27 protein-coding genes, 1 pseudogene and 1 riboswitch are annotated in these 26986 nt (G+C 40.1%); of the genes and pseudogenes, 17 read left to right on the top strand and 11 right to left on the bottom strand.

The window, feature by feature from the left end; translation table 11 throughout:
* The first annotated feature begins 18 nt into the window (after positions 1-18).
* The 3 genes from AC2JF7_RS00925 (at position 19) to AC2JF7_RS00915 (ending at position 3556) form a co-directional block, all read left to right on the top strand.
* Positions 19-1299, top strand: coding sequence for an ATP-binding cassette domain-containing protein (locus AC2JF7_RS00925; RefSeq protein ID WP_500726382.1), 1281 nt, complete (start codon positions 19-21; stop codon positions 1297-1299).
* Between the two features lie 118 nt (positions 1300-1417).
* Complete coding sequence (locus AC2JF7_RS00920) at positions 1418-2155, top strand: gamma-glutamyl-gamma-aminobutyrate hydrolase family protein (protein WP_500726163.1); 738 nt, start codon at positions 1418-1420, stop codon at positions 2153-2155.
* 3 nt (positions 2156-2158) lie between these two features.
* Positions 2159-3556, top strand: coding sequence for an APC family permease (locus tag AC2JF7_RS00915; protein WP_500726162.1), 1398 nt, complete (start codon positions 2159-2161; stop codon positions 3554-3556).
* 101 nt (positions 3557-3657) lie between these two features.
* On the opposite strand, the pseudogene AC2JF7_RS00910 reads toward AC2JF7_RS00915, so the two are convergent.
* Positions 3658-4554 (bottom strand): annotated as a pseudogene (locus tag AC2JF7_RS00910) (alpha/beta hydrolase).
* Positions 4555-4903: 349 nt separating this feature from the next.
* On the opposite strand from AC2JF7_RS00910, the gene AC2JF7_RS00905 reads away from it, so the two are divergent.
* Genes AC2JF7_RS00905 through AC2JF7_RS00880 form a run of 6 tightly spaced genes read left to right on the top strand, consistent with a single transcriptional unit; the run spans position 4904 to position 10503 of the window.
* Complete coding sequence (locus tag AC2JF7_RS00905) at positions 4904-5722, top strand: PTS mannose/fructose/sorbose/N-acetylgalactosamine transporter subunit IIC (protein WP_500726160.1); 819 nt, start codon at positions 4904-4906, stop codon at positions 5720-5722.
* Complete coding sequence (locus AC2JF7_RS00900) at positions 5719-6555, top strand: PTS system mannose/fructose/sorbose family transporter subunit IID (protein ID WP_500726158.1); 837 nt, start codon at positions 5719-5721, stop codon at positions 6553-6555. The genes AC2JF7_RS00905 and AC2JF7_RS00900 overlap by 4 nt, the downstream gene beginning before the upstream one ends.
* A gap of 21 nt (positions 6556-6576) precedes the next feature.
* Positions 6577-7020 (top strand): PTS sugar transporter subunit IIA, encoded by a 444-nt coding sequence (locus AC2JF7_RS00895; protein WP_500726156.1) that lies wholly within the window; start codon positions 6577-6579, stop codon positions 7018-7020.
* Positions 6995-7495 (top strand): PTS sugar transporter subunit IIB, encoded by a 501-nt coding sequence (locus AC2JF7_RS00890; RefSeq protein ID WP_500726154.1) that lies wholly within the window; start codon positions 6995-6997, stop codon positions 7493-7495. Before AC2JF7_RS00895 ends, AC2JF7_RS00890 begins: the two co-directional genes overlap by 26 nt.
* On the top strand, positions 7485-8543 hold the full coding sequence (locus AC2JF7_RS00885; protein WP_500726153.1) for a tyrosine-protein phosphatase: 1059 nt from the start codon (positions 7485-7487) through the stop codon (positions 8541-8543). Before AC2JF7_RS00890 ends, AC2JF7_RS00885 begins: the two co-directional genes overlap by 11 nt.
* Positions 8544-8562: 19 nt before the next feature.
* On the top strand, positions 8563-10503 hold the full coding sequence (locus AC2JF7_RS00880; protein WP_500726151.1) for a BglG family transcription antiterminator: 1941 nt from the start codon (positions 8563-8565) through the stop codon (positions 10501-10503).
* 206 nt (positions 10504-10709) lie between these two features.
* On the opposite strand, the gene AC2JF7_RS00875 is transcribed toward AC2JF7_RS00880, so the two are convergent.
* Entirely contained in the window at positions 10710-11702 is a 993-nt protein-coding gene (locus AC2JF7_RS00875) for a GMP reductase (RefSeq protein WP_500726149.1), read from the bottom strand.
* 194 nt (positions 11703-11896) lie between these two features.
* Between AC2JF7_RS00875 and AC2JF7_RS00870 the strand changes: the two genes are divergently transcribed.
* The 7 genes from AC2JF7_RS00870 (at position 11897) to AC2JF7_RS00840 (ending at position 17853) form a co-directional block, all read left to right on the top strand.
* Positions 11897-13186, top strand: coding sequence for an adenylosuccinate synthase (locus AC2JF7_RS00870; RefSeq protein ID WP_500726148.1), 1290 nt, complete (start codon positions 11897-11899; stop codon positions 13184-13186).
* A gap of 3 nt (positions 13187-13189) precedes the next feature.
* Positions 13190-14485, top strand: coding sequence for an adenylosuccinate lyase (purB, locus tag AC2JF7_RS00865; protein ID WP_500726146.1), 1296 nt, complete (start codon positions 13190-13192; stop codon positions 14483-14485).
* 170 nt (positions 14486-14655) lie between these two features.
* Positions 14656-14802 carry an FAD-binding protein gene (locus AC2JF7_RS00860; protein ID WP_500726144.1) on the top strand — a complete coding sequence of 49 codons (147 nt, stop codon included), beginning with the start codon at positions 14656-14658 and terminating at the stop codon, positions 14800-14802.
* Positions 14803-14830: 28 nt separating this feature from the next.
* Complete coding sequence (locus AC2JF7_RS00855) at positions 14831-15367, top strand: FAD-binding protein (protein ID WP_500726142.1); 537 nt, start codon at positions 14831-14833, stop codon at positions 15365-15367.
* Positions 15348-16460 (top strand): FMN-binding protein, encoded by a 1113-nt coding sequence (locus tag AC2JF7_RS00850; RefSeq protein WP_500726140.1) that lies wholly within the window; start codon positions 15348-15350, stop codon positions 16458-16460. The genes AC2JF7_RS00855 and AC2JF7_RS00850 overlap by 20 nt, the downstream gene beginning before the upstream one ends.
* Positions 16461-16648: 188 nt before the next feature.
* Complete coding sequence (locus AC2JF7_RS00845) at positions 16649-17104, top strand: LytTR family DNA-binding domain-containing protein (RefSeq protein WP_500726138.1); 456 nt, start codon at positions 16649-16651, stop codon at positions 17102-17104.
* Complete coding sequence (locus AC2JF7_RS00840) at positions 17104-17853, top strand: LiaF transmembrane domain-containing protein (RefSeq protein WP_500726137.1); 750 nt, start codon at positions 17104-17106, stop codon at positions 17851-17853. The genes AC2JF7_RS00845 and AC2JF7_RS00840 overlap by 1 nt, the downstream gene beginning before the upstream one ends.
* Before the next feature lie 233 nt (positions 17854-18086).
* Here the strand turns inward: AC2JF7_RS00840 and thiE are convergent, their stop codons facing one another.
* The 3 genes from thiE to thiM are packed head-to-tail and all read right to left on the bottom strand — an operon-like array spanning position 18087 to position 20359.
* A complete protein-coding gene (gene thiE, locus AC2JF7_RS00835; protein WP_500726380.1) occupies positions 18087-18746 on the bottom strand; it encodes a thiamine phosphate synthase in 660 nt (219 codons plus the stop codon).
* Between the two features lie 10 nt (positions 18747-18756).
* A complete protein-coding gene (gene thiD, locus AC2JF7_RS00830) occupies positions 18757-19560 on the bottom strand; it encodes a bifunctional hydroxymethylpyrimidine kinase/phosphomethylpyrimidine kinase (protein WP_500726135.1) in 804 nt (267 codons plus the stop codon).
* A 10-nt stretch (positions 19561-19570) separates the two neighbouring features.
* The gene (thiM, locus tag AC2JF7_RS00825) at positions 19571-20359 is read right to left on the bottom strand and encodes a hydroxyethylthiazole kinase (protein ID WP_500726133.1); all 789 of its coding nucleotides are present in this window, start codon (positions 20357-20359) and stop codon (positions 19571-19573) included.
* A gap of 86 nt (positions 20360-20445) precedes the next feature.
* Positions 20446-20546: riboswitch (TPP riboswitch) on the bottom strand.
* A gap of 195 nt (positions 20547-20741) precedes the next feature.
* On the opposite strand from thiM, the gene tenA reads away from it, so the two are divergent.
* Positions 20742-21404: a thiaminase II gene (gene tenA, locus AC2JF7_RS00820; RefSeq protein ID WP_500726131.1), complete on the top strand. Its 663-nt coding sequence runs from the start codon at positions 20742-20744 to the stop codon at positions 21402-21404.
* 79 nt (positions 21405-21483) lie between these two features.
* On the opposite strand, the gene AC2JF7_RS00815 is transcribed toward tenA, so the two are convergent.
* The 6 genes from AC2JF7_RS00815 to AC2JF7_RS00790 form a co-directional block, all read right to left on the bottom strand.
* The gene (locus AC2JF7_RS00815; RefSeq protein WP_500726129.1) at positions 21484-22728 is read right to left on the bottom strand and encodes an alpha-L-fucosidase; all 1245 of its coding nucleotides are present in this window, start codon (positions 22726-22728) and stop codon (positions 21484-21486) included.
* 46 nt (positions 22729-22774) lie between these two features.
* Positions 22775-23110 carry a PTS lactose/cellobiose transporter subunit IIA gene (locus AC2JF7_RS00810; protein ID WP_500726128.1) on the bottom strand — a complete coding sequence of 112 codons (336 nt, stop codon included), beginning with the start codon at positions 23108-23110 and terminating at the stop codon, positions 22775-22777.
* Between the two features lie 12 nt (positions 23111-23122).
* Positions 23123-24217: a DUF871 domain-containing protein gene (locus tag AC2JF7_RS00805; RefSeq protein WP_500726126.1), complete on the bottom strand. Its 1095-nt coding sequence runs from the start codon at positions 24215-24217 to the stop codon at positions 23123-23125.
* Positions 24189-25481, bottom strand: coding sequence for a PTS sugar transporter subunit IIC (locus AC2JF7_RS00800; RefSeq protein ID WP_500726124.1), 1293 nt, complete (start codon positions 25479-25481; stop codon positions 24189-24191). The genes AC2JF7_RS00805 and AC2JF7_RS00800 overlap by 29 nt, the downstream gene beginning before the upstream one ends.
* The gene (locus AC2JF7_RS00795) at positions 25481-25789 is read right to left on the bottom strand and encodes a PTS sugar transporter subunit IIB (RefSeq protein ID WP_500726122.1); all 309 of its coding nucleotides are present in this window, start codon (positions 25787-25789) and stop codon (positions 25481-25483) included. Before AC2JF7_RS00795 ends, AC2JF7_RS00800 begins: the two co-directional genes overlap by 1 nt.
* Positions 25790-25940: 151 nt before the next feature.
* On the bottom strand, positions 25941-26915 hold the full coding sequence (locus tag AC2JF7_RS00790) for a LacI family DNA-binding transcriptional regulator (RefSeq protein ID WP_500726120.1): 975 nt from the start codon (positions 26913-26915) through the stop codon (positions 25941-25943).
* Positions 26916-26986: the final 71 nt, after the last annotated feature.

Genomic DNA, 26986 nt, shown 5'->3' with positions numbered 1-26986 from the left:
CGCGAAAAAGCTGCCATTATGGCAGCGGTTCGATGCTTGCGGCAGTATCCAAACGGCTTGCTCCTGCTCGACGAACCAACGTCCAACCTGGATATTGACCAGCAGTCTTGGCTGGTCAAGTTGGTAAGTGATTTGCCGCAACCAGTAATCACCGTTAGCCATGACCGACACTTTCTAGCACAAACAGTAAATACAATTTGGCAGGTTAAGGATCACAAGGTTAGGGAGTATCGTGGTACTTATGATGAGTTTGTTGCAGTGGAAAAGAAGGAAGAGGAAAAGCAGAAGCTTGAATACCAGCACCAGGAGAAAAAAGTTCACAAATTAAAAGAGGCCCAAAGAAAACGTGAGGTAACGGGTCAGCAATTCAATAAAAAGAAAAAGAATATTTCCTGGTCTGACTGGAAGGACAAGAAGCTACATTTAGGCGGAACGCAAAAAAGGATATTGGGCTCAAGCAAGGTGCTGGGGAAACGCGTTGAAAAAGAAACGGGAAAGCTCCAAAAACCGCAGAAGCGCCGGCCAATCACGTTGAACAATCTGCAGGTTGGCGACTTGACCTTGCCGCCAAACAGTACAGCGGTCCGTATTCAACCGCAAAAAATTGCTGTTGCCCAAAAGTACTTGTTTCAGGTTTCTGACCAGCTGAAAATCATGAACGGTATGAAAATTGCACTTGTTGGACCCAATGGCAGCGGCAAGTCCGTTTTTCTCAGCAAATTGTGGCGGAGCCAACTTGTTCAGTGGGTTAATCCGGAGGTGAAGATTGGTTTCTTTAAGCAAAATATGACCCGGGAAATAATGACAGTCAAGACAGTCCAGAGTGAAATCCAACGGGTAAGTATTTTTGACAATACTGCCACAATGCAGCTGTTAGGTGATTTGCACTTGCGGCCATTCTTGCAGACGCATGTTTGTAACTTAAGCGGCGGCCAGTTGATCTGCTTCAAGCTAGCTCGGGTTTTGCTAGGCCAGCACAATCTGCTCATCTTAGATGAGCCCACCAATTTCTTGGATTTATCCGCCATCAAGGCGCTAGAAGACTTTCTCAAGAATTATCCTTTTGCCGCGGTCGTTGTCTCGCACGATCAGGAATTTTTGGATAACCTGAACTTTGCTACTTGGAAGATTCAGGCTCATCGTTTGGCGCTTCCTAATACTTTTGTCAGTCAGAAGAATGCACAAACAGACAACCAGTTGAGTTTATTGAAATTCAAGCTGGATCAAGCCCTTTCTGATCCTAATGTAACACTTGCTGAAATTAGGCAAATCAAACATGATATTGCACAATTTGATTAAGTTGGTAGAAATTTAATAATAGCTTTTTTAGATTGAATTAATTAAAATGTTATTAATTACGGCTTTTGCTATATAATAAAAGTAATATCAAGGGTTAAGGCTAAAGTAAGGAGTAAAAATGACAAAACAAATTATTGGAATTTCTGGTTCAGTAATTATTGATGAAGGTGGCATGTTTCCTGGCTACCGGCGCAGCTATGTCAACGAGGACTATGTTGACTCCGTGGTACAAAATGGTGGGGTTCCTTTCATTATTCCCGTCACTGCGGATGAAGAAGTCATTAAAAGACAAATGGACCAGGTTCAAGGCTTAATATTATCAGGTGGTCATGATGTGGATCCCCACTTGTACGGTGAGGAATTGCTGCCGCAAATTGGGGCAACTTGGCCGCAACGCGACCACTTTGACATGCTATTACTGAAAATAGCAGAAGAACAGGGCAAACCTATTTTAGGTATTTGCCGGGGTGCACAAATTATCAATGTAGCTCACGGTGGTAGTCTTTACCAGGATATAAGTTACCGTCCAGAAAAGACCTTCAAGCATGAGCAGGGTCACACGCCAGACTTGCCAACACATGGCGTGAAGGTCAAAAAAGACAGTCACCTGGCCCATATTTTAGGTAAGACTGACTTTCTCACCAATTCCTTCCACCACCAACTAATTAAGGATGTGGCTTCTGACCTAGTTGAAGTGGCCCAAGCCAGCGATGGTGTTCCAGAAGGTTTAGAAAATGAAGCAGGCAACATCATTGCGGTTCAGTGGCACCCAGAGATGCTCCACCGCAATCCTGATACCGAGTTCATGAACCAACTGTTTAAATTTGTTATCGATAATGCAAGGCAAGGAGACTGAGCAATGAATACAAACAAACAAGCAAGTGACAAGCTAGGCTTTTGGTCGATTGTCTTTCTAGCAATTAATTCAATCATTGGCTCAGGTATCTTTTTAACACCAGGCAGCGTGGTTAGCCAAGCGGGCAGCAAGGCTTTGATCGTCTATTTAATTGCCGCTACTTTTGCCGCTATTTTAGCTATTTCATTTTCAGCTGCTGCCAAGTATGTAACTAAGGCAGGGGCGTCTTATGCTTATTCCAAAGCCGCTTTTGGCGATAATGTCGGCTTTTATGTCGGCATTTTGCGGTATTTTTCAGCGAGTGTAGCCTGGGGCGTGATGGCCGTTGGTGTAATCAAGTCAACCATTTCTATCTTTGGGGGCAATCCCGATAACCTTACAAGCGTAACGGCCGGCTTTTTAATCTTGATGGTCTTTATTACTGTAATCAACTTATTCGGCCAAAAATTCGTCAAAATAGTGATGAACATGGCAACAGTCGGGAAGTTAGCCGCTTTAGTGCTGATTATTATTGCTGGCGTAGTCTTGCTGATCACAAGTGGCGCTTCGCACAGTTTAGGTGCAGCCGACCAGATTACGCAAAATGGCCAAAAAATTGTTCCTACGTTAGCCACAACTGGCTTTGTCATGGCAATAGTGTCAGCCTTTTACGCCTTTACCGGCTTTGAATCAGTTGCTTCAGGGTCAGATGATATGCAGGCCCCAGAAAAGAACCTGCCTCGGGCGATTCCACTTGCTATCTTCGTTATTGCTGCCATTTATATTGGCGTTGTGGCGGTGGCCATGGTACTTGATCCTAAGACTCTGATGACTACCAAACAGGTAGTAGCAATTAGTGCAATTTTCAAAAATGAAATACTACGCGATGTGATCTTGGTTGGTGCCTTGGTTTCAATGCTGGGGATTAACGTAGCCTCGAGTTTTAATGCGCCGCGGATTTTGGAGGCAATGGCCCGCGAAAAGCAATTGCCAGCCTCCTTAATTAAAAGAACCAAGAATAACTTTCCTATCCGGACCTTCTTTATTTCCGAAGCGCTCGCGATTCTAGTACCCCTGGCCTTTCAGTATAATCTGACCAACCTCATTACACTGAGCGCAATGGTCCGCTTTTTAGGCTTTATTGTGGTTCCTCTAGCTGTTATTCGTTTCTACTATGGTAAAAACAAAGAAGCAGTTCTGCCAGCACCCAAGAATGTGTGGACAGACATCGTCGTGCCGATCGTATCAATTGTATTAGTTATATTCTTGCTAGTTAACTATAATTGGCAGGCTCAGTTTGGTATCATGCAGAATGGCCAAGTAGTTGGCGTTAATTGGTACGCAATTATGATGATGGTCTTTGGCTTTGTGATTTTGCCGCTGATCATGTTTATAGTTGCTAAAAAAGCACGTACTATCTAATAATTAAGCTTTAAATCAGGAAATAGAAAAAGACCTCGGCATAAGCATCTGAACTTATTGCTGGGGTCTTTTTATTTTTGGCGGTGTGACCAAGAGACTAGTTAACTTAGGTATTTGCGAAAGAAGTTTAACTCATCTAAGTTACATTGCTTGGCTAGGTCATCCTTCTGGCTGATATGGAAGTCGTGACCGCGGTGGTGGGTATCATCACCGTAAAAATGAAGTTCATGAAAAATGCCCTTGGCATGCAGGTATCCTGAAAGCATATAGGCGTTGTCGCGCAGGAAGTCATCTGTGCAAGTCATGAGAAAAAGTGGCGGCAAGTCTTTGGTTAAAAACTGCTCCACGTTTAATTGCTCGTATTGGTTGAGCCTGATTTCTGGACGAAAATAAGCTTCAGGTGCACCAGCAAAAGACTTGATTTCAGTTAAAAAGTAAGCACCGCAATTTAAAGCAGATGCTCTAATATTTAGGTCAGGAAGTGAGTAACCAAAGTATTTGCGATATTCATTATTAGTATAGACGGCCAAGATTTGTTCTCCCATCTGGCCGCCAGCACTGTCACCAACTACAAAGATATTTTTAAGGTCTAAATGGTATTTTTTGGCATTTTCGGGCTCTGCTACCCAATGAAACACCCGGTTAATGTCATCTAGTTCACCAGGATAAGCCACATCAGGCGCTAAACGATAGTTGGCATTAACTACGGCAAACCCGGCTTTAGCTAGAGCAAGGCATTAAAACTGGTAAGTTTCTTTTGTACCGTATACCCAGCCCCCGCCATGAATGTTGACAATTACTGGCAGTTTTTCCGTTTTTTGCTGGCTAGGAAGATAAACATCAAGCAAGTGGTACTTGGAATCTTCACCATAGGGGATGTCATCAAAACGCTTTACTCCAGCAACTTGAGTTGATAGTCCTGCGTCGCGCTCATCGTCCCATTTTTTAAAATCTGTTCGCATTTCGTCTACTAATTTTTGATAATTTGGCTCAGTCATCATATTCTCCTATTTTTAGTGAAACCGCTTTACAATAACAATTGTAGACCAGCTTGCTTAAAAATAAAACCCAAGATCTTGCCCATGTTGGGGTTGAAGGGAATTAACAAAAGATGGTAATCGAAATATCAATCGACAAAGTAACTGAAACTCTACAGTTATGAAGGGCTGCTGTTTGGTTCAGCAAAGCGAAAATCACCATCTCTGATGAATGTCCTGCTATTTTTTTGCAAACTAAAATCAAAAAGTGTACGTTGATGCTGTGAAAGCGCTATTTTATACTAGGGCTATGATACTTGAATAACTAGAATAAAAAATTCTGTTATGGTTAGATGGAAGGAGTATTGTAATGAGTTTTTTAAATGCGATATTAATCGCAGCCTGGTCGGGCTACTGTTCGTTTGATGATCAGGGGCCACAAATGTTTCGTCGACCGTTGCTAGTCGGTCCAATGGTTGGACTGATTTTAGGTGACTTGCCCACGGCGTTGGTGATTTCAGCGACCTTAGAATTAATGTGGATGGGTCTGGGCAATATGGCGGGCTATCATACCCCAGATATGATTGTAGGGACAATTATTGGTGTAACAGTTTCGATTACTTCTGGAACGGGTGCAACTCCTAAGGGAATTGCAGCTGGCGTTGCAGCTGCCACGACGGTTGCCATTTTGATTCAACAATTAATTGTACTTACCAAGGTATTAAAGCAGTTCTTTGAGCCTTGGGCAGAGAGACTGGCTGAAGAGGGTGACCTCAGCGGGATAATGAAGATTAACGTTGTTGCTTTACTGATCCAATTTTCGATCCGGGCAATTCCCACATTTATCTTTGTTTATTTCCAAAAGGGGATCGTTGACCAAATCCTAAACGTAATTCCAAGTAATGTACTGAATGGTTTAGGTGTTGCTTCTGCGCTATTGCCTGCTGTAGGGCTATCAATTTTGATGACCATGATGATGAAAGGTTCTTTGTGGCCTTTCCTGATCTTTGGTTTTGTACTGTCTGCGTACTTAAAATTAGAAATTTTACCTGTTACTTTGATCTCTTTGATTTTTGCTCTGATTTATTCTTACATTATGGAAATTATGGATCAGCAAAATGAATTAGCATCTGGCAATGTTACTACTAGCAATAAACAACTTGAGGATGATGAGGGCTACGACTTATGAGTAACGAACAACCAACTAAAATAAGCAAAAAAATAACTCGTAAGGATTTAAATAAGGTTTTTTGGCGATTACAAATCTGGGGGTTAAACGTAACTTCAACATTGGTTTTGACCCAAGCTATTGGATTTCTAAATGCCATGGTTCCAATAATCCGCCGGCTATATGGCGATAATAAAGAACTCAGAATAGAAGCGATGAAACGGCACTTAACCTATTTCTTGTCACAAATTACAGCTACTGGCATGATTCTAGGAATTACAGCAGCAGTTGAAGAAACAACTAATGAAGATGAAAAAGAAGCTGTTGTGGCCATTAAGACGGGGATGATGGGACCACTAGCAGGAATTGGTGATAGTGTATTCAAGATTACCATTCAAGCAATTGCGGGTAGTATCGGCGCTGCCTATGCATTACAAGGAAATGTCCTAGGACCAATTTTAATGTTTGTCATCTATAATGGATTAAATATCTCTGTTAAGTATTACGGCATCGTCTTTGGCTATGAAAAGGGTACCGAATTTATTAAAAGCGGCAACCAAAAGAAAGTTATGCAAAAAATCATCAACATTTCCACGGCAGTCGGAGTAATGGTAATTGGTGCTTTGATAGCACAGTATGTAAAAATTAATGTCGGCACTGTCATCCATACCAAAGGTACAAAAATTGTTATCCAAGAATTATTGGATGGCGTTATGCCAAAACTACTCCCACTATTGTTTACACTTGGGTTATATAAATTGCACGATTATCTGCCGAGGAAGTATTTAACTTGGTTGATATTTGCCATTTTAATTATGGGAACAATCTTAGCGGTAATGGGCATTCTTAAGTAATTTAACAAAGGGAGAAATAACATGGCTATTGACATTATCCTAGCCAGTCATGGCTTGTTTGCACAAGAAGCACTGAAAACGGCTGAAATGATTATCGGCGTACCGCAAAACAATATTACGGTTTTATCTGTTACCAAAGGTAAGACTTATGAGGAGAGTCTTGCTGAGCTACAGACAAAACTGGAATCATTAACTAAGAAAAATCAAGAAACATTAATCTTGGTTGACATTTATGGTGGTACACCGGCTAATGTTTCTACTTACATGACATTAATCAACAGCCACGTATTGGTTTATTCTGGTTTAAATATGCCAATTTTATTGGAACTATGTCTGGGTCAACCCCATGACTTGGCGACAGCAAAAGCAATTATTGAAAAAACTTATCCCCAGGCATTAGTGAATATTACTGAAAAAGCAAAAGAAGGAGCAAAGCAAAATGGCGATCAAATGGACTCGTATTGATGACCGATTAATTCATGGACAGGTGGCTAGTTCGTGGCTACGACATGTTGGCGCAGAACAGATTATTTGTATTAGTGATAAGGCGGCCAATAATCCGATTCAAGAACAGGTGTTAAAGATGGCCGCTCCAGGATACATTGTTCACGTCTTTGGTGTAGATAAATTTATCCGGATTTACCAAAAAAACCCGATTAAGAAAACTACCTTTTTGATACTTACCAGTACACTCGATCTTTTACATTTAATTGAAGGCGGAGTTGACCTTAAGGAAATTAACTTTGGCGGGATGAGAGAACGTGAAGAGCGAACAATACGGTATAACATTGATTTGTGCTTTACACCTGAAGAAAAAGAGGCATTGGATAAGCTGGTTGACTTAGGCGTGAAAATCGACTTTCAAATGGCTGCCTATGACACTCCAGTTCCCTTAAAAGAATATATTAAGCAAATTCAAGGAAAAAATAATGCGAATTGACTATGCTGAAGCATTTGTCTTAGATAATGGACAAACTGAAGTAAATATCAAGACAGATATGGACAAATTAGATGAGTATAAATTGTATTGGACTTTTGAAAACGATAGGACGACTGAGCAAAAGAACTACTTGCTGACAGGCAAAGAATCTCGAATAAGCTTTAGTTTTGCTTATTCAAATGAGCAGCCAACATACTTCATTCTTGAATTTAAAGATAGATCCCCACTGCTATTTGGTTATAGAATTTTGCCAGTCCCAGGGATGTATAATCTGCGTGACATCGGGGGATATCGTACAATAGATGGTATGAGAATAAAATGGGGCCAAGTTTATCGCTCGGACTACTTGTATAATTTAAAACAGGCAGGTTATACTTTTGTTAAAAATCTTGCTTTACAGTCAATAATTGATTTTCGCAGCAGCAGTGAAATTGTTCAAGCGCCTAATCCAATAATTAATCCCTTAACGAAGACTTATAATTTTGATCCTAATGCACAAACAGCGGCAATAGCTGGTAGAGCACAAGATATGGATACAGGAAAAGATATGGTCACGAGGGCCAAAACTAGCCTTGCAAAGGGTGAAACGGGGAACGATCAAATGGTCAAGCAACAAGTATCATTTGTCGATAGTCCATCCAGTGTAACGGCTTTTAGTAAGACATTAAAAGCAACTGCTCAAAAAGAATCGTTGCCTAGTTTACAACATTGTCGTGGCGGTAAAGATCGGACGGGTTTTGCCTTCATGATTTTAGAAGGAGTACTTGGAGTGCCAAGGGAATTACTAGTCTATGACTATATGCTGACAAAAAAGGCGCGAGCTAAGAAAAATGAGCGGTACTATCGCAATTTTTTGCAGCAAACAGGAGATAAGCAAGTTGCTTCTTATATGTATTCGCTCTTTGATACTAAGGAAGATTTTATTAATGCCTCAATTAATAAAATCTTGCAAGAATACGGTTCTATTTATGATTATGCGACCAATAAGTTAAACTTAACAAATGATGAATACGAAAATCTACGTAAAAGCTTATTAGAAAAAGAATAAACTTTTAGTTGCATAAGCATTGGTACTAGTAGAATTGAAAGAGGGCATTGCATTGTTAAATTTGACTTTTCGTGAAATCAGCTTATTAAGTCTGTTTCTCAACAATGATTTGCTTTCTATCACAGAATTAAAAAGAAAAGGAGGGGTTTCTGCACGTACTTTGAATTACGAATTTGCTCAAATAAACAAAATTTTACTTGCAACTGGTCATAAGGTAAAAATAAGTAATCAACGTGGTAAGGGCTATGAACTTACTTATCCCTTAGCAGAAAGGGACTGGATAAATTCACTGCAGCGAGATTGCGCAGAGTATCTGAATTTACGTTTTACCCATGAATTTGCTGACAAGCTAAGGATTGCCAGAATTTTACGTTTTCTTTGTACGCAGCAGGGCTATATTAAAGTAGATCAGCTGGCCAAACGATTGAATTTTAGTGTGGCAGTGATTAATAAAGATATGAGCATGGTAAGAGCCTTTCTTGAAATGTATGATATAAAAATCAAGTCAGTACCATATCATGGTATGAAACTCATTGGTAGTGTAGGTGCCATTCGTTCCTGCTTAATTGACCTATTTGATGTATATGACTTTTATTCAACAGAAGCGCTGCTTCCTGAATACGCCTTCAGTGAATATGGTTTAAAAAGATTGGATTTGCTTACTACTAAAAGACACTTGCAAAAGGTAATTGATCAAAATAATTTTCCTTTAACAGATGCAGGTTTTAGATCAGTGATTAAATACTTGCTTATCTACAAGTTGAGACCAGATATTGTTCCTCACATAAAGCCTAAAGAGCGACAAGAACTTGTTTCTACTAAAGCGTTTGTTATAGCTCAGCAGTTAATTAAGCAGAATTTGGATGAACAATTATTTTTAGCTATTTTTTTGTTAATTAATGTGGAAATTGACTGTATTCCTGATTTAAATATATTGAAATCATGGTCGCAGGATATTGATAAGCAAGAGCAACTGCTCTTAAAAGCTGTGCACTCTCGTTTATCTCTGGATATTTCTCCAAAATCTGCTTTAGCTAAATATATTTATAAAGCTTTTTTTATTCGTTACCTTAAAAAGAAATATCAGCTTGCTGCATTCAATGTAATGCTGACACACAAGAAAGCAATTCGAAAACTCTTTGCCTCACTTTCTCTAGTGATTGCACTATATAATTTTTGTTCAGATTATAATAAACTTGAGTTGGCGGATAATCTATTTGATGAAATAGTCCTAGGCTTATATGTTGTTATCCATCACGAGAAAAACGAATATTTTCCAACAAGTTTTTTAATTATAAATGATTACGGCAAGCTTGCAAGCAAGGCGCTAATTCACAAGCTTGACCTAAATGAATACAATGTAAGCTATACATGCATTTATTCTTATGAATTAGCCGACATCGACTATACAAAGTATGATTATTTATTAGTTTCGTCTACTATTGACAAGCAAAACTATGATGATATACCAATTCCGAAAATCATGTTCTCTTTCTTTTTAAGTGATCAATTGGGCATGGATTTGTGGCAGAGAATACTATCTACTAAACGAAAAATTGGTTCGATTGCCAATTATATGAAAAATCCGATATTAGTAGAACTATCTGCTTCGAGAAGCACACTTTTGCAAAAGTTAACTGATAAATTAGTCAAGTTGCTTGATATCTCTAAAGATGACTACACGCATTTTTCTAATTATATTACAGCGTTGATAGCAAGCAAAGATTATAGTGGACACTCGTTTAATATGCACTTAACCTTGCTGGGTTCGCATGAAGTTGGTCAAAAATACTTTGTTTTCAAACTTGATAGGCCTGTGAAATTGCGTTATCGTAAAATAGTTTTTATCAAGATTGTGGTTTTAGATCTCAGCAAGGGCCTATTAGAAATTAAAAATGGTGATTCTGAGTTGCAACCCTATTTTAATTTCAAAGATGGTGATGAAAACAAAAATAAATAATAGCTAAGACCAAGTCATTAATTTGACTTGTTTTTTTGTATGTTTAAAAAGATGAGTTCGTATTTGTCATGTGGCTTTAAAAGCTAAAACAGCACAAAAAAATCCCAGCACTGACTACCTAACAGTACTGAGACAAATAACATTTTAACGGAAAATGTAGTTTATTTCCATAAATATTTCAAAGTTTATCCACAAAAATAACCAAATTACTTATCGCCACTCATAATTGTGTTTTTAACGATAACATAATCGACATGCTTAATAGCGCTAAGGTCCTTGCCACCAGCGTAGGAAATGGATGATTGCAAGTCTTCTTGCATTTCGTTCAAGGTGTCAGCAATGGGACCACGATAAGGCACTAGCATCTGCTTGCCTTCAACATTGCGGTAGGCGCCCTTTTGAACTTCAGAGGCAGAGCCCCAATATTGCTTATAGTTTTTGCCATCAATTTTGATTACGTTGCCTGGTGATTCCTCATGTCCAGCAAGCATTGAGCCAATCATGATCATGCTTGCACCAAACCGAATTGACTTGGTTATATCGCCGTTATAACGAATGCCGCCGTCAGCGATTAAAGGCTTGCTAGCCACCTTACTGCACATTCTGAGCGCTGCCAGTTGCCAGCCGCCAGTGCCAAAGCCAGTCTTAAGCTTGGTAATGCAAGCACGGCCAGGTCCAACGCCGACTTTAGTTGCATCAGCTCCGGCATTTTCTAAATCTTGAACCGCTTCTGGCGTGGCCACATTACCAGCCGTCAAAAATGCATCTGGCAGTTTTTCCTTGATGTACTTAATCATATCAATAACATATATAGAGTGACCGTGGGCAACGTCAATCGTGATATACTCTGGACAGATTTTTTCTTGGACCAACTGGTCGATAAAATCATACTCGCCTTGCTTAATACCCACAGAAATCGAAGCAAAGAGCCCTTTTTGCTGCATCATCTTAATGAAATTAAGCCGGTTTTCTGGTTGAAAGCGATGCATAACATAGTAGTAGCCGTTTTGCGCAAGCCAGATGGCAAGCTTATCATTGATTACGCTCTCCATGTTAGCAGGAACGACGGGTATCCTGAATGTTCGTGTTCCAAGCCATACACTAGTGTCTGCGTCATGACGGCTTTTAATGATGCCTTTGCTGGGAATAAGTTGAATATCGTCATAATCAAAAGCTTCTACGTTAAAATAATTACTCATAGACAGGTCGACTCCTAAATATAAATCTTTTGTAGCGATGTAACTATAATGGATATCATCATACTTGTCAACTATAAAATCGAACTATAAAATTAAATATTACAAAAATAATTCGTGTTTAAGTTTGACTGCATACACTTAAATTGCTAGACTAGTTACGTGATATTTAGAAAATTCTATGAGGTGAAGAGAAAATGACAGCAGTAGCAGTGGTTGGAAGCCAATGGGGCGACGAGGGCAAAGGCAAGATTACCGACTTTTTGAGCAAGGATGCTGCTTATGCAGTGCGAGCAAATGGTGGCAACAATGCCGGACATACCATTGAAATGGATGGCAAGACCTTTAAGATGCGCTTGACGCCATCGGGAATTTTTGCCTCTAGCAAGGGTGCAGTGATTGGTAACGGGGTTGTTATTAATCCCGAAGTTCTGCTTGGTGAGCTGACTAATTTAAAGCAAAATGGAATTGAGACTAACACGCTCCGAATTTCCAATCGGGCGCACATTATCATGCCCTACCATATCTTGCTGGACGAGTATCAGGAAAAGGCAAAGGGAGCCAGCAAGATTGGCACAACCAAGAATGGCATTGGGCCAGCATATATGGACAAGGCTTCAAGAAGCGGCATCCGTGTTTGCGATTTGCTAGAAGAGGATACTTTTGCTGCTAAGTTGCGTGCTAATCTTGAAGAAAAGAATGAATTGTTCACCAAGGTGTATGGAAAGGCTGCACTTAACTTTGATGATATCTTTGCCAAGTACTATGAATATGGTCAAAAGTTGAAGCAGTACGTGACCGACACTTCGCTACTTGTTAGTACGGCTCTAGATCATGATGAGCATGTCCTCTTTGAAGGGGCACAAGGCATTATGCTGGATATTGATGAGGGGACCTATCCCTTTGTGACGTCATCAAACACAATTTCTGGTGGAATTGCCAGCGGCATTGGCATCGGTGCCAACCAGCTGCATACCGTGATTGGTGTCTGCAAAGCATATACAACTCGTGTTGGTGCAGGTCCTTTTCCAACTGAATTACTTAATGATACAGGTGACCGTATTCGTGAAACCGCCCATGAATATGGTACAGTTACTGGTCGTCCGCGCCGGGTGGGGTGGTTTGATGCTGTTGCTTTGCGGCATGCCAAGCGGGTTGCTGGTATTAACGCATTAAGCCTTAACTTGCTTGACATTTTTAGTGGTTTTGAAACGGTCAAAATTGCCACGGCATACGAGTTGGATGGTCAGAAGATTGACTATTATCCAGCCAGCTTGAAGGAGTTAAATCGGTGCAAGCCAGTTTATGAAGAGTTGCCCGCTTGGAAAGAAGACATTACCGGGGCTAAGTCATGGTCAGATTTGCCAGAGAATGCGCAAAAATTCTTGCAGCGCATCTCAGACATAGTTGGTGTGCCGCTTGTAACGGTATCAATTGGTCCGGATCGTGAGCAAACAATTGTTTTGCAAAATCCATGGGAGATGTAGACAATGCTAGAGCGATACACGCGTCCTGAAATGGGCCAGGTCTGGACAGATGAAAATAAGTATGCCGCTTGGCTGAAAGTAGAAGTTGCAGCGGTTAATGCATGGAGCGAGCTAGGCGAGATACCCCAAGAAGACGCTGCTAAAATTGCCCACAACGCCAGTTTTACGGCTGCCCGTGTTGCTGAACTGGAAGAAGAAACGCACCATGACGTCGTTGCCTTTACCCGAACGATTTCTGAGAGCTTGGGTCCAGAGAAAAAATGGGTCCACTTTGGCCTTACTTCAACTGATGTGGTTGATACGGCTCAGGGTTATCTGCTCAAACAAGCCGATGCCATTATTAGGCAAGACTTGCGCCAGTTGAAGAAAACGATTGCTGCCCAAGCTCTTAAGTACAAAAACACGCTCGAAATGGGCCGCACTCATGGCGTTCAAGCTGAGCCAACCACTTTTGGTCTAAAGCTGGCCCGCTGGTATGCGGAGATAAGTCGTGATATTGACCGTTTTGAACATGCAGCGCGCGGCGTTGAATCAGGGAAAATCTCTGGAGCCGTTGGCACCTTTGCTAATGTCCCACCAGAAGTTGAGACTATTGTATTGAAACAGTTGGGCTTAACCAAGCAGCCGATTACCAGTCAAGTCTTACCGCGAGATCTGCACGCAGAATATATCGCTACTTTGGCGCTAATTGCGACAAGTATTGAAAATTGGGCAACAGAGATTCGCAACTTGCAGCGCTCAGAAATTCACGAGGTAGAAGAACATTTTCGCTCTGGCCAAAAGGGCTCATCTGCAATGCCACATAAGCGCAATCCAATCGGCTGCGAGAATTTATGCGGTATGGCTCGCATTATGCGTGGTCACATTGTTACGGCTTATGAAGATGTTACTCTGTGGCACGAGCGAGATATTTCTCATTCCAGTGCAGAACGAATTGTTTTGCCTGATGCCACCGTTGGCATCGATTACATGCTTGCGCGCATTGACCGCATCTTGGCTAATCTGGATGTTTTCCCTGAAACCATGCGCAAGAATATGGACAAGACATATGGTCTAATTTATTCACAGCGCGTGCTGCTTAAGCTGATTGATGAAGCATGTTTGAGCCGCGAGGAAGCCTATGATATGATCCAAAAATTAACGGCTAAGGCATGGGATGAAGGGACTTCTTTTAGAAAGTTGGTTGAAGACAGCACAATCATGAATTACTTGTCCGAAGATGATGTCGCCGATGCCTTTGATTACCATTATCACTTGCGTCATGTTGATGAAATTTTCCATCAAGTTGGCCTCGAGTAATTAACTAAGTAAAGTCGCTTACCGAAAAAGGTGGACGACTTTTTGCATGCAAAGAAGCTGTATTTAAAAATATTCTCTGTATATAATTCTAATGTAAGCGCTTATGTGATAAAATTAACATATAAAAGTACGGTAGTTATAATTTTGCTAAATATAAGGAGATACATGCAATGATCGTAAACAAAAATACAAATTATGATGCAAGCTATGATGTCATTGTCCTTGGCTTTGGTGGGGCCGGTGCTACGGCTGCCCGCTTTGCTGCTGACAATGGTGCCAAAGTATTAATCGTCGATTCTGCCCCCCGAAGGACATGAAGGCGGCAATACTAGGTATGCAGGGGAATTGGTAGGTTATAGCAGCAGTGAATCCGACTACCGACAGTACTATGAACATTTAGCACAACATTTTGAAATTGATCCAGAAGTTGAAGATGTTGTTGTTCATGGCATAGCGCATATGAAAGAATACTTTAAAAAGTATTTGGGAGTTAGTCAACCATTTAGCTATAAAACAATTTTAGGTCTGCCTGATGATGCAGTAATTGCAGATCATTCCAATCTGCCAGGAGCTAAAAGCTACGATATGATTACGTTAAAACCAGGCATTTTTGACGCTGCCTTATGGAATACTTTAAGGCAAAATGTGCTTGATCGCAGCGATCAAATTGATGTTTGGTATTCTTCACCAGTTGTCCACTTGTTGCAAGCACCTAACCGTAAGGTAGTTGGTGCTCAAATTGAACGTGACCACACCTTGTTGAATATTTTTGCTAAGAACGGCGTGGTGCTAGCAACAGGCGGACTTGAAAATAATCAACAAATGATTCAGGACTATATTGGCTCACACAAGTTGGTACCGGTTGGTTCGCTGTACAAATAAGGGTAAGGGCATTGACTTAGCTCATGAAGCTGGAGCTGATATGTGGCACATGTCGATGTATGCTTCTGGTGGCTTTCAGCAGAGTTTTGCCTTCTATGAGCCAGACATGAAGCGTGCCCCGTTTTATATGGGCAATCCGGTCTTTAATACTGGCAGCATCTTTACTGTTGGTGATGATGGTACGCGTTACTTCAAAGAAGACCAGCCAGCTCGGGAAGGTTATGTTGAAAATCATGGTTCGTGGTATAAACCGCTTAACCCAATTAAGCCATATCTTATCTTTGACCAAAAGAAGTATGACGAGATCAGTCAAATTGACACCTTCCCTGATAATAAGGCACTCAACTCTGTGGTCAAGGCTGCTTCTGTCAGTGAGCTAGCAGAAAAGATTGACGTCACAACAGAAAAATTGCAGGGTACCATTGATGAATTCAACTTCTTTGCCGACCAAAAGCATGATTATGCCTTCCACCGTGCACCAGAAACCCTGAGTGAATTTTCTGAAAGTGGCCCATATTATGCCATTCCGTTGGTGCAGACAATTGGTTGGTCCGAAGCTGGTCCAAGAAGAAATGCCCACGCTGAAATTCTTAACCCAGACCGGAAACCAATTCCACACTTGTATGGTGCCGGCGAGCTTGGTAGCAACATGGCAAACTTGTATCAAGGCGGCTCGGACTTGGCCGACTGCCTAATCTTTGGTAAAATCGTAGGGCAAAATGCGGCTCAGCCTAAAGATGATGCAGACTACTTAGAGGTAGCTGCTTCTAAGCCAGCGTCACGTCATGTCCTTGCCTCTGACATTAAGAAGGCCGACTATCAAACAGGTCCAGACCAGTACATTGGCAAGTCTAACCAAGGCATGGGCGATGAGATTGTGGTCAGAGTAACGGCAGATAAGCAAAAGAACTTGAAGCAGATTGAAGTTTTAAAGCAAGCAGAGTCTGAAGACTATGGCCAAAGGGCAATCAAAGTGCTGCCTCAGAAAATGGTTGAAGCAAACAGTGTTGATGTTGATGCCGTTTCGGGTGCATCAAATACCACACGCAGTTTAAAAGCTGCGGTTGAGGATGCCTTGAAGAAGATTAATTAAGCAAAATATAAAATATAAAAGCAGATCATATGATCTGCTTTTTGTTTGTCCTAATTTGATGACCTTGCTTTTCCAGCATTATGAATGACCGCTTGGACGCTAAAAATGACCACTTAAAAAAATGCTCTAGCTTTTAGGAAAAAATAGGCGTTTAATAAAAACAATCAGTTGAAAGGTAGGTGAGAATCTTGAAAGTTAAAATTGATCTTGACCCCGATCTAGATGAGGAGCAGGTGACAATTCACGCTAAAGAATTGACGACGGAAGTTGAGCAGATTTATCGGCAGCTGCAAGAATTGAGCGTGCGGCCCGACCAGCTCGAGTGTTACAAGGACGACATGACATATTACGTAAATCTAAATGATATCTTGTTTTTTGAAACAGAGGGGCGGCAGGTCATCGCTCATACGAGTAGGGACTCATTCAGCGTTAATTACAAATTGTATGAATTAGAAAATCTCTTAAGTAGTCAGTTTACGCGTATTTCTAAGTCAACCATTCTGAATTTAAAGCAAATTTACGCCTTGACCAGGTCGATTTCAAACTGTCAGGTGCATTTTCAGGATTCTTACAAGACGGTGTATGTTTCACGCCGTTATTACCACAGCTTAAGTGATAGATTAAACGAGAGAAGGTCATCATAATGAAAAGACAAAAAATCAAAGAAATACTATGGGGCATCGGTCTAGTTGCAGCAGCGGTCTTTTTGGTGTTAAACCAGCTGCACGTTTTGACCTTTCAGCTGGGACTAGGAACCATTTTTTGGACCATTATTTTTGCTGCCAGCTTGGTTAACAGTATTGCCGGTAAAAATATTTTCGGAATAGTTTTTTCGGTGGCATTTCTGCTAATCGTCTATGCAGGACCGCTGCATATTACCCGGATTGTCCCGTGGACATTGCTCCTAGCAGCTTGTCTGGTTTATGCTGGTTTGTGTCTTATTTTTACAAAAAGGCGGCACCACGGAGCCACATACTTTATTAACCATAAAATGAATCATGACTGGGAGGACGGCGACTTTGAGACTAAAGACCGTTTTACGGCTGGTACCAAAAATGAGGACGAGCGCAACGTTGTGATTAACCAGAAATTGTCGGATGTTTCACGCTACGTACACTCCCAGAATTTAGAAAGCGTTACGATCAACTCTACGATGGGTGAAGTGGCTGTCTACCTTGATTCTGCAAAGGTTGCAGGCGATAAGGTTACAATCAACGTCAACTCATCTATGGGTGAAGTGGCAATTTACCTGCCGTTGTCCTGGCAACTTGAAGACCACATGTCTTCAGTCTTTGGTGATGTAGAGATTAACGGCGAACCCAGAGGTGATGGCCCGACCGTAATCTTGCAGGGATCGAGCAAGTTCGGTGAGGTCTCTGTTAATTTCGTTTAATTTAAGTAAAGTCAGGCGAGTTTAAGCTGGCGATAGCGGGACAATAATTACCAGGTTTTAACTGGCAAATTTGATTCGACAGACCTACCGCAGACTTTCGTTCACTCTTTGCTCAGTCTACAAAACGTCTTTGAAAAAGTGGAGTGGGGTTGCCTAGTCCAAGCTAAATAAAGACCCAGTTTCAAAATAGAAACTGGGTCTTTTGGTGTAAGTGTATTTAAGTGTGTAAATGATTATTTATTCCATGGTGCAGCAAGCATCGCGCTAACCGCCTTTTCAATGTTCTGGCTGTGTGCAATTAGCGAGATAACAGATGCGCCAGCGGCGCCAGTTTTTGCTATAGCAGGCAAACTTTCCAAAGTAATACCACCGATAGCAACAATTGGGCGCTCGGTTGCTTTAACTAAGCGGGTGAGACCAGCCAGACCAATTTTGGGATCAGCATCAAGCTTGGTATTGGTGGTATAAATGGGACCGCTGCCGTAGTAGTCAATGCCAGCAATTTGATCGCCCTGCATAATTTCATCTAAGGTAGAGCAGGAATAGCCGACGATCATTTGCCCGTGAACTGTTGTTACTACCTGTTCGATAGCTTCATCGCTTTGACCAACGTGGATGCCTTCAGCACCAACTTTTAAAGCTAAGTCGACATCATCATCAATAAAGAAGGGCACATGGTATTCTTGGCAAAGGCGATGAAGCTGTTGGGCCATAGGTAGGCGGTCAGCTGAACTTAGAGTGGATTGCGGTCCCTTGTCGCGAAATTGGTAGGCAGTAATGCCTGCCTTCAGTGCTTCTTCAACTAAGCCAGATAGAGTTTTGCCAGCGGGCACATCTTGAGAGCCGCAAATAAAATAAGCATGTAAAATATTGGGGTTAAATTTTGCCATAATTTCTCCTTTGTTATTTGGCCCAGTGGTTGAGAGGACCATGGCCGTGGCCAACTTGAATCGTCTGAGCAATTGTCTTGGTGACATACTTTTTGGCTAGCTTGATTGCATCGGTCAGGTTGTGGCCTAGGGCAAGCTGGGCGGTGATGGCAGAGGCCAAGGTGTCACCGGTGCCGTGCGTACGCTCAGTGTGCGTGCGTGGACTACTAATCCAAAAACTAGTCCTATCAGCTAGCAGAGCATAGTCACGGACCTGGTCACTAGTGGCATGGCCGCCCTTAATCAAGACGTTCTTTACTCCCATCTCCTGCAAGGCATGTGCTAGGTCTGGATATTGATCTGAACTTTCGGCTTTAATGCCGGTTAAAACCTCGGCTTCTGGCAGGTTGGGCGTAACTAGGTCAGCTAGGGGCAAGAGTTCTTCCTTGACTGTTGCCACGGCTTCTGCCGCCAGCAAGGGAGCACCGCCCTTTGCCACCATTACTGGGTCAACAGTTATAGGGCCAAAGTCATACTTCTGCAGATTGAGGGCAACTTGGTGGACATGCTTTGCATCACCCAACATGCCAGTTTTGCAGGCTTGAATACGAAAATCGGCAGCTAGAGAAGCAAATTGTGCATCGACCATGTCTAACGGCATCAAGTAGGAGTCTTGAACGCCCAAAGTGTTCTGGGCAGTGACTGCGACTACTACAGCGGTACCAAAGACGCCCTGCATCTGAAAGGTCTTGAGGTCAGCCATGATTCCGGCCCCGCCACCAGAATCAGTACCAGCAATAGTGAGTACTTGGGGAAATGAATTGATTTGTTCAACCATCTTGTTCTCCTTAATCAAAACGGGCAATCTTATTAATGTCAGCTGCTTGGACCTTGGCCAAGTAGTCCATTAGATACATGCCAAACGAACCAGGCCCAAGGTCATGATGGTCCTTAACCAGCAGCTCACCGCTAGCAGCAAAGACTAGTGTGGCTGTCTGGGCTGCCTCAAAGGGATCATCACAGACTGCCGCAAAGGCAGCTACCACGCTGGACAGCATATCACCAGACCCAACATGTGCTTGAAAAAGAGGCGTCCCGTTGTAGACGTGGACCACGTCTTGGCCATTGCTGATGGTATCAGTGGCGCCACTAGCAATTACTACGCAATGCAGCTTGGCAGCTGTTTCTTGGGTGATTTGGTCAAGGTCTCCAGAACCTGTTCCCGCATCAATCCCCTTGGCATCCCACTTGAAGCCACCCAAAGCAGCTATTTCGCCTGCGTTACCGCGGATGATTTTGACCGGGAAAGCCCACAGTAAGTCACGTGCGATCTTGAGGCGGTAAGAAACAGCGCCTACAGCAACGGGATCAAGCACTACTGGCTTGTGATACCGTTCAGCTAGGTCGCCTATTTTCTGCATTTGGGCAATCTGCAGCTTCGTTAGCGTACCCAAGTTGATGGCAACACTTCCCGCCATCTTGACCATCTCTTCAGCCTCGTCGACCTCCTTACTCATAATTGGCGATGCACCCAGTGCATTCAGGCCATTGGCCACGTCTTGCACGGTAACGAAATTAGCCACGTTTAAAACAACGGGGTTTTGCGCGCGCAACTTATCCAAATTTTCTAACTGCATGTTTTCCTCCTCAAAAAACAAAGAAGTACCTTAACCCTAGCTTCAAGCAAATAAAAAACTTTGGCACACTATAGCGCGCCAAAGTTTAACCGTATTTGACACGTTCCTACGCAAGAATTAGCTTACAGGTTCAAAGGGTCTGAAATTGTCTTTCATCTCAGCCAAAAAGGCACCCCTCGTGTTATCGCTTTCATTATACAGACTTTTTTCCTGCAATACAATGCTGGCTGGCAAATTTATCCTTAAATAGTTGCTGCCGTTACATCTGTCTAGTAATTGGTTTCTTTTTACTGGGAGAGATTGCTCAAAGAGTAGAAGTGGGCTAAGCTTAGACTGTGAATTTAATCTGCAAATGACCAAGAAGTGGTTGAGGAGGATGAAGGTGGAAGTATTTACAGACCAGCTGCATGCAGCGGCTAGTGATTTGTGGCAAAAGGGCAAGGACCATCCCTTTGTGCATGAACTTCAGAGTGGCCAGCTGCCACTGTCAAAGTTTCGGTTTTATCTATTGCAAGACCGCTATTATCTGGACCAGTTTGCCCAAGTGCATGAAATGATCGTCACTAAGGCTGATAATAAGTGGATTGCTGATTTTATACGTACTCGTGCACAAGACTTAAGGGACACCGAGATCAGCGTACGCACGCACTTTTTTGAAGAATTGACGATTACGCCCCAAGAAGCTGCTCAAACACCAGTGGCTCCAACTGCCTATGACTATGTCAATCACTTGCATATGACGCTGAACGTGGCAGGCATTGCACCAGCAGTGGCCGCAATTGTACCGTGCTACTGGCTTTACCAGGAGATTGGCCAAAAGATGGCAGCAACAGGCTCACCGGTTCACTACTACCAAGAGTGGATTGATACATACGATGGGGACTGGTACGGGACGAATGTTACTAAAATACTGGAATTAACCAATGTGCTGGCTAAAGAAGCTACTAGCAAGGAACGACAGGAGATGGTAGATGCCTTTGTACGAAGCAGCTATTATGAGCTGCAATTCTGGCAAATGGCGTATGAAGAACAAGGGTGGAAGTAAGTAATTCTATTTATGAAGCAAAAATAGACAAAAGACTAATTCTACTAGTCATAGTAAAATAAGTCTTTTTGATACGAAATTATTGCTTATAATAAATTTTGGCTACGCGCTCAATTAAATTAGTTCCATATTCAAAGCCATCAGCATAAATTTTAAGCATCTGCTTTGATGCATTTTGATAAAACTTGACCTCTTTTTTATTATCAAGCCATATAATATGGTCAATTGTTTTTTCAAAATTGTTAAAGATTAGTTCTCGCTCTTTTTCTCCACCAAGTACGACATTGCTATTACCAATATTTCCTAGATTATCAACAAATAAGTAGGAACCTTTAATAAAGTCATGTTCATTTGATATGGTTTTATAAGTTAAGTGATCATAATTACTAGTATGTGAGATTGCTTCATGGTCAAAAGCCATCCATTGCCCAATAACTTCAATTAGCGATTTACAATGAATATTTAAAGAACCATCAAACTCTGGTCCTACATTGATTAATAAGTTAGCACCTACTTTTCGAGTACGACAAATTTGCTCGATCAGCTGTTGTGCGGAAATATAGTTAAGATCATTTTGTGCATTGCCCCAATGCTTATTTAAAGTCAATGAGGTTTCTGCAGCTAAGTAATGGTTATTCTGTACATGCTTAATTGATTGTGGATTACCTCTTTCAAAAGTCAGAACATCAACTTTACTATTATTACTCTTACCTTGTTTTTCTAACCCAGTATTGTTAGTAATTATGGCCTGGGGTTGGAGCATTCTTATTTCCTGATAAAGTTGATCTTCTTGCCAATCAGCATTAGGTTTATCCCAATTTCCATCGAACCAAAACCCACCAATCTTTCCGTAGTTAGTACAAAGAATTTTGATTAACATACGTAATTCAGTTAGATAACCATTAAAATCATGAAGGTACTTATCATTATTCCAGTCATAGGTAGCATAATATATGAAAGGTGCGATGCCTTGCTTATGACACTCATCTGTAAAAATCTTGATTACATCATTTTTAAAAGGAGAATGAATACTATCAAAATTGTTTATTCCTTTAGTATCAAATAAATAAAATCCATCATGATGTTTAGCAGTCAATACAATATATTTAAAGCCACAATTTTTTGCTAGTTTGACAAGCTCACGAATGTTTTTCTCTGAAGGATTAAACTCATTAAATGCTGCTTGATAGTTGGGAATATTTAAAATGTTTTGCGCCCATTCGCCCTTAGAAAATTTTGAATAGAGTCCCCAATGGACGAATAAGCCTATACCCATTTTTTCAAAGGCTTTAATTTTGTTTTCTATTTTCATTTTTTCTTTCATCAAATAAGGAATATATTATTTAGTATTATTACATAGTTGCTTTATACTAAGACTTATTTTTTAAAGCTCGTTTTAGCTTATCTAATTCTTGATTCGTTTTGATTAATTCAGTAGCGAAATCAAGGAAACTTTCAGCCGTGATCATCTGATCTTCGGCATGCATATACAAAGGATCGATTTTACTTTCCCCAGTTTTTGCAAAATCTGCTAATGCTTTTAAATGTGAGTTTTGGGCCTTCTTTAATTCCTCTTTTGCCGAATCGAGAAGAGGTTGCGGGTCGTTTGTGCTATTTCTTGATTGAGAAACAGCCTGCATAATCTCAGTTTTAGCCTGTCCTGAATGGCTAATGATTTCAAAACTGATTTCTTCTAAACCGTCCATATAGTGTTCTCCTTAATAACTATCAAGATCAATAAATTTGAATTTGTTCCAAGGTTTAATGAAGTCAATAAATTGTAAATCACTCGGCACTATTTGTGCTACCACATTTTTTAAGTGATCACGATTGTCCATTTCTTGCTTAACAATGTTTAATTCACCCTTGTACTGATCAAAATTATTATTACCTATGGTTATCATTCCTCTATTGAGGGTATTGACAGGATTATTAACAGGCAAATTATGCTTGTTATATTTTAACTTTACAAAGGTTGATCGAATTGCATAGCTGTTAATATCACCACGATTAAAATGCAAATTGTTAAGTACAATTTCCTTTTCTAAATTAGTAGCTGAAGGAGCAAACTTGATAAAAAATTGTGGAATTTTTGAATCTAACTTAGCAATTTTTTCTAGTTCATCTTCACTGGCGAAAGCATTACCAATCAAGATATCGTCAATGAGTTGGGTATTAATTAAGTATTGAGCCTGCTTTTCGATGGCTAGTCCACGATGAATCTCTAAAGTAGGTAATCCAGCATTATAAGGATGTGGGCCAATCTTTCCACTATTAGAAGATACGAAAGCTGCCGTTCTAATACCCAAATTATGATATTTTTGTGTAGTATGCAAAAAATATTCTGTGTCTAATCCAGTGTAGCGTTGAGGATAAAAATTGTGACAACCAATAATTTTATTTTTAATTGGACTATAGCTAAAAATATTTTCTATATTTTTAGTATCATTACTTATATTGACTTCAATGGTTAAATCTTCTGGATTATAAGTCATGATTGATTCTGGCATCCCATCAAAGCTTGAATCTAAACGAACAATATCAGCTCCAAGATCTTTAAAAAAAGCAAGATCATTATAACTTATGTTAAAGTCTTTGAATAAACTAGGATTGACATCCAAACTTACCCACATTTTTTTGGTATGAGCATATGTTAAAACTTTTTTAAACTTGTTAAGTATTTCGGTTTTATCACCAGTTAACTCTAATAAGCTTGTAAATAATCTGCCATAACCTAAACTTGCAGCACGATTGATATAGTCAATACAATCATCAATACTACTTTTATTCGGATAAACTGAGATCCCCTTCATTGGCATTGTCTCCTTCTTTTTCTAATTTTAATTGATTACGATCGAACATCTTGAAGAATGGATAGTAAATGACTAAAGAAATTAAGATGTTGAATAGACATAAGACAATTGCTCGCCAATCAAACCCTGTAGCCATCCAAGCTCCAATTGGTCCAGGTAATGTCCAAGGAGCAACAGCTGTTGTATATGCCACAAGGTGCAGCTTCATTGCTACATAAGTTACTGCTGCCATTGCAGTAGGTGCCAAGACAAATGGAATAGCAAAATAGGGATTCATGATAATTGGAATACCAAATATTAATGGCTCATTAATATTAAAGATAGCTGGAACAATGGTTACTGCCCCCATTGTTTTACTAAATTTTGACTTGCCCAAAAATAGCAAAAGAATTGCTAATGAAAGAGTTGCACCGGCTCCACCAACCCAAACAAACCATTGAAAGAATTGCTCTGTCATAAAGTGTACAGGAGCATGTCCATGAGCAATTGCTGTTACGTTGGCATTTAAATTTGCATACCAATATGGATAAAGAATTGGTGTTGCAATAACCATACCATGGACACCAAAGAGCCAAATTATTGTTATTAATAGGACAGGAACAATTGCTGATAAGAAAGTATCATGTCCAAAGTAGCCAATTGGTGAGAAAACCCAGGTTAATATACCGTTAATATCGAGTTTGAATATTTCTTTTAGTACAAATGAAACAATAATAATTACTATTCCGGGAAATAGAGCACTAAAAGATTTTCCTACAGCAGCTGGGACACCATCAGGCATTGTAATAACTAAATGCTTTTCATTAAAAACCCTGACCACTTCAACTGAGAATATAGCACAAAGAATAGCTGTGAATAGTCCTTGAGCACCCATATTACCCATGGGTAGGTAGGTGCCGGGTGCAATACCTGCTTTTTTGACATCTAGTACAAGAGGTTCAATTGCTAAAATAAAGAAGGACATTTCGGCTAAAACGCCAGTAGAAATAGGGTCTATTTTGTAATACTTAGATAAATGTGCAGTAATTGAAAACACACAATAAATGGCCATCAAATTGATGGAATAGTACATTGGAACGGATAACATGGAAGAAAATGGTTTAATAAAGTTCTTCCAAGAATCAATTGGTAAATTCAGAAGAATGGTAAAAAAGGATCCGATAATTGAAACGGGGATAATAACTGCCATTCCGTCTCTAATAGCAGTTAAGTAGCGATTATTAGCTATTTGTCCCATTTTTTCCGAAATAGAATCGAAGCTCACTATGCGTCCTCCTTATTAATCAAATCATATAGTTTATTTACTTTAGCTGGGTTATACATGGTCATAGGGATTAAAATAAATTTTGCATTTTTCTTTTTGGCTTCGTCTGCAAAGTCTTTTTTCTTAAAAGATACCTGAGGAGCTAACAGTATTAATTGATAATCTTTTTCGTTTAGATCATCAGAAACCTTATCAATACTTGTTTCATGCACCATCCATTTTTTGTTGTGCTTGGCTGCCTCTTTGGTAAGAGCACTTGCTAAAATTGATGAGCTCATGCCGCCACCACATGCTAATAATATGTTCATAAATATTCCTCCTTGTCGTGAATCGTTTCAAGTTTTGCTAAAAATAATAATTTAGAACGTTAATTTGAATTGATATCATCTATGCAAAAAGTGAAACATTTCAAATTACAATTAAATTATAATCTGATATATTTTCAAAAGCAAGCGCTTTCTAATTTCTGTGAAAAATATTATTACAAAAAATGAATTGGAAATCATTGCCAAATGGTTTAGTTAACCTGTCAATTACAAGTTTGCCCGCGACTGTCCCAATTTCTTTCACAGGTTGTTCAATTGAACTGATTTCTGGATAAAAGATATCATTAACAAAAAAATGATCATACACTAAGAATTCGATTTTTCTATAATAATGTAGTTGATGATAAGCTTTTATTGCACCCATTGACATATAATAATTAATAACAAAGATTGCATCTATATTCTGATTGTCTTTGATTAATTCATTAAATCCCTGATAACCAGCATTGATAGTGTAGTCACCTGACCAAATATAATTTTTACGAACAGGGAGATTATTCTCCTTTAGAGCATCTTCATATCCTTGTTGTCTTTTTTGTGAAATATAATTTTGGGAAGAACCAGTAATAATGCCAATATTGCTATATCCTTTGTTAATTAAATAATTCACACCAGCCTTAGAAGATTCATAGTTATCAACTACTACAACATCGGTTTTAAGGCCCTTGATAGGAGCATCAATTGCAATAATGGGTATGTCATTTTTTATGATTTTTTTAAGCATAGGTGATGCATAATCTTGGTGAAAAACAATAATTGCATCGATTGATCGATTGATAAGGAAATCAATTTTTTGTTCGAAACGTTTTTTGTTATCATGGTAATCACAAACAATGATACTATAACCAAATTTTTCAACGTAGGTCTCTATTGCTGAAACAATTGACATAGAAAAAAAGTCGGTTAATTGATTTATTATGACACCGATTGACATGGTTTTATTCTTCTTTAATCCACGAGCAATAATGTTTTGATGATAATCGAGCTGCTTCATTGCTTTTTTTATATTTTCAACTGTTCTTTTTCTTTGGTGCTTGCCATTCAGATAATTAGAAACAGAACCAATTGAAACACCAGCCAATGTAGCAACATCTTTGACTGTTGTCATAATTTATACCTCTTATAAACTTTTGATATTTTAAAATCAGTTTACCATTTAAAATAGAAATATAACAACTG

It is taken from the genome of Lactobacillus sp. XV31L (genome assembly GCF_059900865.1).
Note: the sequence above shows the minus strand (reverse complement) of the source record. Positions and strands in the feature narration are given on the sequence as shown.